The organism is Thalassospira povalilytica, assembly GCF_002844235.1.
In the GTDB taxonomy this organism is placed as follows: Bacteria; Pseudomonadota; Alphaproteobacteria; order Rhodospirillales; family Thalassospiraceae; genus Thalassospira; species Thalassospira povalilytica.
The window spans coordinates 1-12355 of record NZ_PGTS01000004.1 but is presented as its reverse complement, the minus strand read 5'-3'; the positions used below and the strand labels follow the sequence as shown (position 1 = coordinate 12355).

Below are 12355 nucleotides of genomic sequence, written 5' to 3'. Positions count from 1 at the left end.
GGGAAATGGCCGGAAGCGGTGTGTTACAGCGTTATCTGAGCGTCGGGGAAGTTGCCAGCCGCTGCGGGATTGCGGTGTCGGCTGTGCATTTTTATGAACGCAAAGGTCTGATCAGTTCGATCCGCACCGATGGCAATCAGCGCCGGTTTCACCGCGGCGTGTTGCGCAAGCTTGCCATCATCAAGGTCGCCCAGAAAACCGGGATACCGCTTTCTGAAATTGCAGAAGCCTTTGACAAGTTGCCCCATAACACGGTCCCCAATGCCAAGGACTGGGAAAAACTGTCTTCGCAATGGTGCGATGACTTGAACGAGCGGATCGATCAACTGACCCGACTTCGTGATCAGTTGGGGCAATGTATTGGCTGTGGATGCCTGTCGATATCAGATTGCCCGCTGCGCAACCCGGCAGATGAGTTGGCAAAGGATGGGCCAGGGGCACCGTTGCTCGAACACGGGAAATAGTGACACTCAGTTTGCGTTAGTACCTAATTGCGTTGCTCAATATAGGTGTTACCCGAGTTGCTCAGCATGATGCTGCCCTTGGTAATGTGGACAAGCTGCTTTTGTTGGTTGATACGCGTTCGAAACCCCTTGTGAGCAGGGAAGAAGTCTTTGTTCTTGGCTTGATTGCAAACGGAACAAAGGAACGCGATGTTCGTAATGTCAAAGGCGGCAAGGTCGGCAAATAGGATTTCTGTTCCGCTGTTATCGAGTACGATGCCGCTATCGTTTTGAATCCCCGACATTGCCCAGTGGGCAACCTTTACCTCGTCGGAATCATAGTCTTTTTCAATGGCGTCTGGGGTCGTGTAGATCGCCTTGATAAGTTCGTAACCTTCGTCCGAGTTGTCGGCGAGAATCCCGGTCAGGTTGTCGTAATCAGGCAGACGCAAGACCGATTTACCAAGCTTCAAGTTCGCTACGTTTCCGTCCGGCGAGACATAGTTATCCTTTTTGTTTGCCTCGTTTGCGAGTTCTGTAAACCGCCGCCACCCGGCATAGGTGGCACCAGTGAGTGCCTGAAGCAGCGCCGATTTGGGAAACAGATGATCAGCCTCTGCAAATACGGTGGGTAAGATGCGCTCGCAGCATGGGCATTTGAAGCAGTTTTCTATGCCGCGCCCGAAATCCTGATCAGGAACCTTGGCGATGTCAAATCGCCATGCATTGAAGTATCCAGCGGTTTCAGGACCGGGGATGAAAGGGCTAAATTTTTCACGCGTCGATACTTTGAACAGAACAATCATTCGGTGTTGGTCCTAGTACTTACTGGGGGTGTCAGATCTTGGGGCGTCGGAATAGACGCCATTCCTTTCGCGGGGCGTCAAAAGGTCCGAGACCGATATTCGGCAAGCCGGGCTTATGCTGTTTTGCCGGTGGCTGGAGGAGCTTGCGCCACCAATATTCCCAATCTTCATTATCCGCAGGAAGTTCTGGTTCAACGTTTGGATTGTGAGGGTCGACTGGTTTTGTTTGACTGGTTTCTTCCCACTCTGGCTCGACTTGACGTTTGACAGCCTTGGCAGCGACTGTTGGCCATGTGCCTGCCTGGCCTTCGTTGTCGTCGTCAGAATCGGGGTTGCTCATCGGGCCCTCCTGCAAATGGTTTGGGGTGTTGACGGGGGAGGAGACACGATGTGACGAACTTTGCTGAAAGCTTGACATTGCGCCGGTTCGCGTGTTGAAAGGCCCAAAGATTGCGATGGTCCGGATCAATGGGCTGTCGATTGGAAAAGTTTGATGCAGATTTCAACCCGAACCGGTCCTCGTATCCTTGCCATATTGGGGCCGACCAACACCGGCAAGACCCATCTGGCCATGGAACGGATGTTGGCGCATACGACCGGGATGATCGGGTTCCCGTTGCGGCTTTTGGCGCGTGAAAACTATGATCGCGCAGTGGCCAAGGTCGGCAAGGGGGCGGTGGCGCTGATCACCGGCGAAGAGCGTATCCTGCCGAAAACCGCCCGGTATTTCCTGTGTACCGTCGAAGCCATGCCAGTGGCCAAGCAGGTCGATTTCCTGGCAATTGACGAAATCCAGATGTGTGCCGATCCCGAACGCGGGCATGTCTTTACCGACCGGCTGTTGCATGCGCGCGGGCGCTCAGAGACCATGTTCATGGGGGCGGAAACCATCCGCCCGGTGATCCGCAAGCTGGTTGATAATGTCGAATTTGACCGGCGCGAACGGTTTTCGACCCTAAGCTATAACGGATCGAAGAAAATCCAGCGCCTTCCGGCCCAGTCGGCTGTGGTGACCTTTTCGGCACAGGAAGTCTATGCGGTGGCCGAACTGGTGCGCCGTCAAAAGGGCGGGGCAGCGGTGGTTCTTGGCGCGCTGAGCCCGCGCACCCGCAATGCCCAGGTCGAGATGTTCCAGAATGGCGATGTAGAGCATCTGATTGCGACCGATGCCATCGGCATGGGGCTTAACCTTGATCTTAACCATGTTGCCTTTGCCGCGCTGACCAAATTTGACGGCAAGTTCAACCGTGGTTTGACGGCGGCTGAAACCGCGCAGATTGCCGGACGTGCGGGCCGTCACATGAATGACGGGACATTTGGGGTTACCGGCAACCTTTCGGGCATTGATCCCGATATCATCGAACAGATCGAAGCCCACGAGTTCGAGCCGCTTGCCAAAGTATTCTGGCGCAATGCGCGGCTTGATTTCCGGTCTGTGGATGCGTTGCAGAAATCCTTGCGCCGGCGATCGGATGACCCGACCCTTATTCTGGCGCGCGAGCCTGTCGATGAAATCATGCTCGATCATCTGGCGCATAACGAAGATGTCGCGCGCATTGCATCGGCCCCGGATCGGGTACAGTTATTGTGGGAAGTCTGCCAGATTCCCGACTTCAGAAATATCCATACCGATGCCCATCCAAGGCTGCTAACATCTATCTATCGCTATCTTGCGAAACCCGGAAGCAAACTGCCCATCGACTGGTTGGGCGAACAAGTCTTGCGTCTGGATCGTTATGATGGTGATATCGATCAGTTGTCATCACGTTTGGCAGGTATTCGCGTCTGGACATATGTATCGCACAAGCATCACTGGCTCGAAGATGCCAATCATTGGCAGGAACGCACGCGGGCCATTGAGGATAAGCTCTCAGATGTGCTACATGAACGCCTGACCCAAAGGTTCGTTGACAGACGGACCTCGGTTTTATTGAAAAGTCTCAAGGACAAGTCTGAACTCATGTCTACCATCACTGCGAATGGTGAAGTACAGGTCGAAGGTGAATTTGTCGGCCGTCTTGATGGATTCCGTTTCATCCCTGATGAAACCGATGCTGCTTTCGAAGGCAAGGCTATTGCCAGTGCCGCACGTCGCGCGCTGACCGGCGAAATCGCCCAGCGTGTCAAACAACTTGAAACCGACGAAGACGACAAGTTCGCGGTGAATGGGCAGCTTGATGTCCTTTGGAACGGTGCGCAGGTTGGCGTGCTGAAAAAAGGTGACACAGTTCTGTCGCCCGAAGTTCAGGTGATCGACAGCGAGTTCTTTGACGGTCCGACACGTGAGCGTGTGCGCACCCGTTTGCAGAATTTCGTCAATGCCCATATCGAAGCGCGCCTTAAAATGCTGACCCGCCTGCGCGATTGTCAGTTGTCCGGTCCGATTCGCGGTCTTCTGTTCCAGCTGAACGAAGGTCTGGGCTGTGTACCGCGCTCGGAACTCGAAAGCCTGGTCAAGGACCTGTCGGACGAAGACCGCAAGGCACTTGCCAAACTTGGCGTGCGTCTGGGTGTTGAAACCGTCCATGTGCTTGATGCGCTGAAACCCGATCCGGTGGAGCTGCGCGGCATTCTTTGGGCGGTTGCCCGTGAACTGGATGCGCTTCCGGAATTGCCGCCGGCAGGCCGGACATCGGTTCCGAACGATCGTGCCAATTCCAAGGGCTTTTACCTTGCTGCTGGCTATATGCCGGTTGGTCCGCTTGCGGCACGTGTGGACATGCTTGAACGTTTCGCAGCCCTTCTGCGTCAGAAGGCCCGTGAAAACGACGGCAAGGTACGTCCTGATCCCGATCTGCTGTCACTTCTGGGCTGCACGGTCGAGCAGGCCGAAGGTGTATTTACTGCTCTTGGCTGGTGTGCCGAGGTAACCAAGGTCAAGAAATCCGAACTTCTTGCCAAGGAAGCCGAGAAAAAGTCCGAAGAAACCGCCAAGACCGATGCCGAAGTCAAAACCGAAGAAGCTGCACCGGCTGAAAGCGCCGAAACAGCACCGGCAAATGACGCCGCATCCACCGACACCGCAGAAGCAACCCCGGCCGAAGCCGCGGAAACCGATGCGGATGGCGATGAGCTGGTCGAGGTCAAATACTTTGTCCGTGTCGATCGCCGCAAGCGTGGCGGTGCCGGTCGTGGCCAGCAGCGTGGTCCGCGTCAGGATGCACGCGGCAAAGGCGGTCCCAAGGGCAAGGGCGGCAACCGTCCGAACCATGGCGGCAAGGGTGGTCGCGGTGGCAAGCCGGGCGGACGTGGCCCGGCCCCGGACAAAGGCAACCAGATCAACGAAGATTCTCCGTTTGCCAAGCTTAAGGAGATGCTCGAAGCCAAAGGCTGATAGCATCCTGGAAATCGGAATTGAACGGCGATCCTTGCGGGTCGCCGTTCTGCGTTCTATGTCTTTATAATCACTTGATGCAGGATCGGATGGTTGTGAACGAACAGTCAGAAAAGCTCAGGGTCGACAAATGGCTTTGGCATGCCCGGTTTTACAAAACCCGGTCATTGGCCAGCAAAGCCTGCCAGTCCGGGCATATCGTTCTGAATGGTCAGTCCGTCTCCAAGGCAAGTGCCACGGTCGTCGCCGGTGACCGGTTGCAGTTCTTTCAGGGGCCGCATTTGCGTGTGGTCGAAGTCATCGCCCTTGGCGAACGTCGCGGGCCCGCCCCGGAAGCCCAGGGCTTGTATGTCGACCATTCCCCCCCAAGATTACCGAAAAAGGAAGTTGCGTCAGATATACGAACCGCACCGGTTGCGGAACGCGAAGCCGGCGCCGGACGCCCGACCAAGGCAGAACGCCGGGCACTTGACCGGCTGCGGGGTGACAGGGATGTCGGCTAGGACTTTTTAAGTTTTTTCTGATATTTAGGTGATCTCTGCGACTTAACGCCAGGATGGCAAGAATACAAAATTATCCGGTTGTGTCTGGTGCACGAATTTCTTGCACTGGGATTAGTGATCGGCTATGTATCCTATCTGATGGTATAATATCACCACTTTAGGATGGTATTTTCTGCATAACCTGGAGCATCCCCGCTTTATGACACGTCGTCCGGGCTTGAATATCGGGACATTGTCGCATCTGCGCACCGGCCGTTTTTCGCTGTTGATTGCCGCACTGGTGATCAATCTGCTGTCGCTTGCGCTGCCGATTACCCTGCTTCAGGTTTACGACCGTGTCCTGCCGCATAATTCCATACCGACGCTTACCTTGCTGATCCTTGGCGTTCTTGGCGCTCTTTTGATCGAGGCTGTGCTGCGTCTTGGCCGGGCCTATATTTCTTCGCTGTCGGCGGCGAAATTCGAACATGAAAGTTCGCAAAAGGCCGTCGGTCATTTGCTTTCGGCAAGTCTGATCGACTATGACAAGACCGCACCGGGGCTGCATCTTCAGCGTTTGAACAGTCTTAATCTGCTGCGCGATTTCTATTCCGGTCAGGCGATCGGCGCGATTGTGGACCTTCCATTCGTCGTGCTGTTTCTGGCCTTGATTGCGGTTATTGGCGGGGTGCTTGTCGCCGTGCCGGTCGGCATATTGCTTGCCTTCTTTCTGACCGCGATGATTTTGGGCCATCAGTTGCGTGCCGCCCTGGACAAGCGCAGCCAGTCTGACGAACGCCGGTACAACTTTATCATCGAGACCCTTACGGGCATTCACACCATCAAGTCGATGGCGATGGAAAACCTGATGGTGCGCCGTCACGAACAGCTTCAGGAACAATGTTCGGGTGATGACCTGATTGCGGCGCGTTCGGCCCATGCGGCGGTCAATGCCAGTGCAACCTTTTCGATGCTGACCATGGTGATGGTTGCCGCGATCGGCAGTGTGTTGGTGATCAATGGTGATCTGACCGTTGGTGGACTTGCGGCCTGCACCATGCTGTCGGGGCGTTCGATCCAGCCATTGCAGCGCGCCATGAGCCTGTGGACACAGTTCCAGAATATCCGTGTCGCCCGTCAGCGCGTCAACGAACTGTTTGAAATCAAACCCGAAGACAGCGCGGTAACCGCCGAAATGCCGCTGCTTGAAGGCAAAATCGAATTGCGCAATCTGGGCTTTTCGCATGCGGATGGAAAGAAGATCTTTGACCGGCTTGATCTGGTGGTTGAACCGGGAGATTCAGTGGCGATCACCGGCGATAACGGGACCGGCAAAACCACATTGCTGTGGCTTTTGATGGGGGCATTGCGCCCTGACAGCGGTGACATATTGCTCGATGGTAAAAATCCATCTGACTATACGGCGGAATCAACGCGCCGTCAGATCGCCTACCTGCCGCAACATGGCGTGATGTTCAAGGGCACCATTCTTGAAAACATTACCGGCTTCCGCAAGGAAATCGGTGTGGACAGGGTGGTTGAAATTGCCCGTCGTCTGGGCCTTGACGACATTGTCATGCGCATGCCCGAAGGCTATGACACCGAAGTCGGCGGACAGGCATCCGAAACACTGCCGCGTGGCGTGAAGCAGCGTATCGCGGTTGCGCGAGCACTGATTGATTATCCGCGCATCGTGCTGTTTGACGAAGCCAACAGTTCGCTTGATATGGCCGGTGACAACATCATGGCCAGCCTGATGCTGGAACTGAAAAAGCACTGCACCCTTGTCATGGTTTCGCACCGACCGTCGCTGATTGCGCTGGCAAACAAGCAATACCGGATTGTCGATCATCATCTTGTGCCGGTTCTCAAACGCAGCAATGCCCGCGTTACCCGTGCAGAATCGAATTTCAGTGCACCAGTAGAGACGGGGGCACAATGAAACAGCTCGAAAACATGAACTATGCGCTGGGCTATCGCATGGGGATGGCAAGCATTGATGCCCAGTCGGATTTCGATGCCTGTTTGTGGCCGCTGCTTCAGGCACTTGGCTGGCGCGGGTTGCCCCGCCAGGTCGCAGAAGCCCTGCCGCATCTGGACCAGACGCTTGATATCACGGATTTCCGCAACGTTCTTGCGCATCTGAACTATCAGTCGCGCGAAATTGACGCGACCTTCGATCAGATTGACGAACGCATGATGCCCTGCCTGTTCGTGCCCGATAACGGCACCGCACTGGTGGTCATTCGCCCCGAAGATAACGGTATCCGGGTTTTTGATGGCGGAACGGATCGTGAAATGGTCATCCGGTCGTCTTCTCTGCCGGGCAAGCTGTATCAGTTCACGATGGCCGATCGCCGGGCCCGCTATTTCGAAGATGACAAGCGCGGCTGGTTTGGCGGGATTGCTGCGCGCTTTTCCTCGCTCGGTTATCAGCTGCTGCTGCTTACGCTTGTTCTTAACATCATGGCACTGGCAACGCCGGTCTTTGTTATGGGCATTTATGACCGGGTGATTGGAACCCGATCCATTCCGATGCTGATCCAGTTTTCAATCGGGATCGTGATTGTCATGGTTCTGGGCTGGATCCTTCGATCCTTGCGCAGTCAGATCGTCAGTCATTTTGGGGCGCGTCTTGATACGCTGGTCAGTGGCGCGATCTTTGAACGGTTGCTGTCGTTGCCGCCGACCTTTACCGAACGGGCACCGGTCGGGGTACAGATTTCGCGTATTCGCGACTTTGAAAGTGTGCGTGAATTCTTTACCGGGCCGATGGCCATGGTGATGCTAGAAATGCCGTTTGTTCCGATCTTCCTGATTGCGATGTTCTATCTGGGGGGCTGGCTGGCAGTCATTCCGATTGTTCTGATGGCGGTCTTCCTGTTGATCGGCGTCATTGCCTTTCCGGTTGTTTCACGCCGGGTGGTCGAGCTTGGCCGTCATGGGGCCAGCCGCCAGGAATTCCTGGTCGAAACGGTCGGCAAGATGTCGGTTTTGAAATATACCGCATCCGAGAAGCGCTGGCTGGCACGGTTCCGCGACATATCGGCCGATACGGCCTATGCCGGGTTCCGGGTTTCGATGGTCAACAATATCATCAACACATCGGCCCAGATCCTGATGATTTCTGCGGGCGCGCTGGTTTTGGCATTCGGTGCGGACCAGGTGATGAATGCGCAAATGAGTGTCGGTGCGCTTGTGGCCTCGATGATGCTGGCCTGGCGTGTACTGGGGCCGATCAACCAGGCCTTTCTTGGTTTGCCGCGTCTGGCACAGCTGCGTGGAAGTGTCCGCCAGATCAACCGGCTGATGAACCTTCAGCCCGAAGGCGATCTTGTGCCGCGTTCGGTCGAACAGCGCCGCTTTGAAGGGGCGATTACGTTTTCGCGCGTCAGTTTCCGCTACAGCTCGGATTCCGATCCGGCACTGGTCGGGGTCAATTTTGACATCAAACCCGGACAGGTCGTTGCCGTGGTCGGGGCCAATGGCGCGGGCAAATCGTCCCTGATCAAGCTGGTGGCCGGCATGTATCAGCCCCAGGCCGGTGCGGTCCTGATCGACGGGGCGGATATACGCCAGATGGATCCGCAAACCCTGCGTCAGGCCATTTCCTATGTGCCGCAGGATATCGAATTTTTCCGGGGATCGATCGCCCAGAACCTGCGTCTGGCCAATCCGGTCGCATCGCCTGATGACTTGCGCATGGCGTGCATGTCTGCGGGCATTTTGCAGGAAGTCGAAGCCTTGCCCGACGGGTTTGATACCCGTGTCGGTGATCAGCATTCCTCGCGGTTTTCGGCAAGCTTCCTGCAACGGTTGGCATTGGCGCGCGCCTTTGTGCGTGAAGCCCCGATCATTTTGTTTGATGAACCGACCAACGGTCTGGATCAGCGCGCCGATCGCGCTTTCCAGCACACAATCAACCGGTTGCGTGGCGGGTCGACCATTTTCCTGATTACCCATCGGCCAAGTCACCTTGATCTGGCCGACCGCATACTTGTTCTTGAAGCCGGACAGCTGCGCGGCGACGGCCCGCCCGAACGGATCAAGCAGCAGGTGATAGACGGAGGCTACCTATGAGTGATGCAGCTGTGCAGAATACTGCGATTGAACGGTTCCGCCGGTCCCGTCGCATGGCGCGTTATCTTTCGCATGCCGTGCTGCTTGAAGAAGGCGGTATTTCGGTCTTTATCCGCTCGGCCATGGTGCTGTTGTCGGTGGGCTTTCTGGCGCTTGTTGCCTGGGCTGCGACCACCGAGATCAAGGAAACGGCCATTACATTCGGTCAGGTGATGCCAACAGGTGCGGTCAACAAGATCCAGCATCTTGAAGGCGGTATCATCGAACAGATTATGGTGCGTGACGGCGATCTTGTTGAAAAAGGCCAGGTTCTTGTCCGGCTCAAGGCCGACGGCGCGCAGGCCGAACTGTCACAGACGGAAACCAAACTTGGCAACCTTCAGCTCGAAGCAGAACGCTATCGTGCCCTTGCCGAAGGCCGCGACCCGGACTTTGCCAGCCTGCTTGCGCAATATCCGGAACTCGCACGCAATCAGCAGGAAATCTATAACATCCAGACCGAACTTGATCGCAACCAGAACGAAATCCTTCAGGTCCAGATCAAGGAACGCAACGCCGAACTCGCCCAGCTCAGTGAACAGGAAGCAACGCTTCGCAAATCGGTTGATTTGCTAAGCCAGGAAGTCACCATGCGCCGTTCGCTTTATGAGCAGGGGCTGAATTCCAAGGTGCTGTTCCTTAATATCCAGCGTGAACTGAACGAAGCCCAGGGCAATCTTTCAGGGGTCGTTGCCGAACAGGCCCGGGCCCGCGAAACCATTGCCGAGGCCAAGCTGCGTCTGAATGAACTTGAAAAAAGCCAGCGCGAAGAAGCAATTACCGAGCTTGGCCGGCTAGGCGGTGAAATTGCCCAGACCCGCGAGGCATTGCGCAAATTGCGTGATCGCGTTGCCCGCCTTGAAATCGTTGCGCCAACGCGCGGTTATATCAAGGGGCTGCAATTCACCACGATCGGCGGGGTGATTGCCCCGGCGCAGATCGTGATGGAACTGGTGCCGGTTGATGATGACCTGATTGCGGAAACCCGCATCTCGACCGAAGATATCGGTCATGTCCATCTCGGGCAGCCGGTGACGGTCAAGGTCAGCGCCTTTGACTTTATACGTTATGGTGGTATTTCCGGCGAATTGGTATCGATCTCTGCATCTACTTTTATTGATGAGGAAGGACAACCATATTATAAAGGAAAGGTCGCGCTTGATACCGACATGGTTGGTGAAGGCGCTTCGGCTCAACGGATCATACCGGGCATGACTGTGCAGGCAGACATCCAGACCGGGGAACGTACCCTTCTTCAGTATTTGCTGAAACCTGTGTATGTCTCGCTTGATCAGGCGTTCAAAGAACGATGAGCTTTCATTTGGTCCCGCTGGAAATGCCGAAACCATTTCTACTGCCTGGCCGCACAAAACTCTGGCATGTGTCAGGGTGTCTATACTAAGGTATAGAAGTGTGAGTCGGGTTATACCCGTCTTGCGTCTCACGGAGAATGGGTTAGATGGCGGACGATCCTCGCGATACGGAAACTTCACGCAGTGAAGATATCAGCAGCGTCAATGAGGAAGCGACGCCAGAAGAGCTGATGCGCGTGGAGGAACAGGATGGGGAAAGTAATGAACTGGTCGAACTTCATGACGACCTGAACAATACTGCGCGTCCGCCCGAAGAGGAGCTTGGCTCTGTCCATTATGGCAACCAGGTTTTTAACCCCCAGGCCGAAGCCCAGCAGGCCTTCCGTCGCCAGAATGCCGCGACCCAGCGCCAGGAACGCGTCCAGGCAGAAGAAGCCACCGAAAAACAGTCTATCGCCCAGGCGATAAATGCCGAGATTGAAAACAATCTTGATACGGTTGATGGAACCTTTGACGGCAATCTTGACAGCTTCGGTCATGACGACATTTCGCTGAAATCCGATCCCAGCACGATCGAGCTGCCTGAAATCCCGCTTTCGACCAGCGACACCAACCAGTTGCGTGGTGATCGTGAACAACCGCGCGGCACCGGCCGCGGCGAACGCGGACCCGATTTCGTCCCGTCCGGGGAAGAAGCACCTGCGACCGATGCGGATGCAACCGCCCTTGCAGATGATGCAGCCCAGTCCGAGATCACCGATGATGCGATCACAGATGACGTGATCGAGGTCGAAAAAGTCGCCGACGCGCCGACACTGTCGGCCGGCAGTGTTACCGGGTCGGAAGACAGTGCCATTTCGCTCAATGTGTCTGCTGCGCTTAATGACCTTGATGGCGGAAGTGAAACACTCTCGGTGGTGATCTCCGGCGTGCCCGAAGGCGCTATTTTGTCGACCGGTACCAATAATGGTGATGGCACCTGGTCGGTTCCGGCAGGGCAGCTTGGCGGATTGAAAATCACGCCGCCGGAAAATTACAGCGGCAGTTTCAACCTCACCGTAACCGCAACCAGCCGCGAAGCAAATGGTAGCACCAGCTCGACCTCTTCAAGCTTCACGGTTGATGTTGCCGGCGTTGCCGACGGCGCGACGCTTGATGTTTCGGATGCTTTCGGACGCGAAGACAGCGCGATTGCACTTGATATCGATACCGAACTTCTCGATGGCAGCGAAAGCATTTCCGTCAAGATTACCGGTGTCCCGGACGGCGCCACACTTTCGGCCGGGACCAACAATGGCGATGGCAGCTGGACGCTCAGCCCGGATCAGCTCGAAGGCCTGACCATCACCCCGGCACCGGATTTCAGCGGCGAAATCGACCTCTCGGTCCTCGTCTCGACCACCGATGGCGACGACACCGCCGTTGTGATGGAAGAAATCAAAGTCGATGTCGAAGGCATCGCAGATGCGCCGACGCTAGAGACTTCAAATGCTTCGGGCGCCGAGGATAGCGCGATTGCGCTGGACATCGATGCAGGTTTGACAGATTCCAGCGAGACGTTGACGATTACCATTTCCGGCGTTCCGGACGGCGCGACGTTGTCGGCAGGGACTGATAATGGTGATGGTACCTGGACCCTGAACCCGGACCAGCTCGAAGGTCTGACGATTACACCGGCTGAGGACTTCAGCGGGTCGTTTGATCTCGGCGTGACGGCTCAGTCTGCTGATGGTGACGATATCGCCACCACGACCGGTTCGATTACGGTTGATGTTGCGGGTGTTGCGGATGCGCCGACTTTGGATGTCGCCGATGCATCCGGCTCCGAGGATTCTGCCATCGCGCTCGACATTGACGC

9 protein-coding genes are annotated in these 12355 nt (G+C 55.9%); 7 read left to right on the top strand and 2 right to left on the bottom strand.

Translation table 11 applies throughout. The features are described 5' to 3' along the window. Positions 1 to 5 precede the first annotated feature (5 nt). Positions 6 to 464: a redox-sensitive transcriptional activator SoxR gene (gene soxR, locus CU041_RS11520; protein ID WP_101247335.1), complete on the top strand. Its 459-nt coding sequence runs from the start codon at positions 6 to 8 to the stop codon at positions 462 to 464. Positions 465 to 487: 23 nt separating this feature from the next. Here the strand turns inward: soxR and CU041_RS11515 are convergent, their stop codons facing one another. Next, positions 488 to 1249, bottom strand: a complete 762-nt coding sequence (locus CU041_RS11515) for a hypothetical protein (protein WP_101247067.1) — start codon at positions 1247 to 1249, stop codon at positions 488 to 490. A gap of 31 nt (positions 1250 to 1280) precedes the next feature. Beyond that, entirely contained in the window at positions 1281 to 1589 is a 309-nt protein-coding gene (locus CU041_RS20615; RefSeq protein WP_170310210.1) for a hypothetical protein, read from the bottom strand. Positions 1590 to 1742: 153 nt separating this feature from the next. Between CU041_RS20615 and CU041_RS11505 the strand changes: the two genes are divergently transcribed. From CU041_RS11505 to CU041_RS11480, 6 genes are all read left to right on the top strand, one after another. Beyond that, positions 1743 to 4583 (top strand): helicase-related protein, encoded by a 2841-nt coding sequence (locus tag CU041_RS11505; protein ID WP_101247065.1) that lies wholly within the window; start codon positions 1743 to 1745, stop codon positions 4581 to 4583. 95 nt (positions 4584 to 4678) lie between these two features. Then, the gene (locus CU041_RS11500) at positions 4679 to 5086 is read left to right on the top strand and encodes an RNA-binding S4 domain-containing protein (RefSeq protein ID WP_369813520.1); all 408 of its coding nucleotides are present in this window, start codon (positions 4679 to 4681) and stop codon (positions 5084 to 5086) included. Positions 5087 to 5285: 199 nt separating this feature from the next. Continuing rightward, entirely contained in the window at positions 5286 to 7007 is a 1722-nt protein-coding gene (locus CU041_RS11495; protein WP_068518767.1) for a peptidase domain-containing ABC transporter, read from the top strand. Further along, positions 7004 to 9145, top strand: coding sequence for a peptidase domain-containing ABC transporter (locus tag CU041_RS11490; protein WP_068518768.1), 2142 nt, complete (start codon positions 7004 to 7006; stop codon positions 9143 to 9145). The genes CU041_RS11495 and CU041_RS11490 overlap by 4 nt, the downstream gene beginning before the upstream one ends. After that, the gene (locus CU041_RS11485; protein ID WP_068518769.1) at positions 9142 to 10497 is read left to right on the top strand and encodes an HlyD family type I secretion periplasmic adaptor subunit; all 1356 of its coding nucleotides are present in this window, start codon (positions 9142 to 9144) and stop codon (positions 10495 to 10497) included. Before CU041_RS11490 ends, CU041_RS11485 begins: the two co-directional genes overlap by 4 nt. A 146-nt stretch (positions 10498 to 10643) precedes the next feature. Further along, on the top strand, positions 10644 to 12355 hold a 1712-nt coding region (locus CU041_RS11480; RefSeq protein WP_212733794.1), incomplete at its 3' end, for an Ig-like domain-containing protein.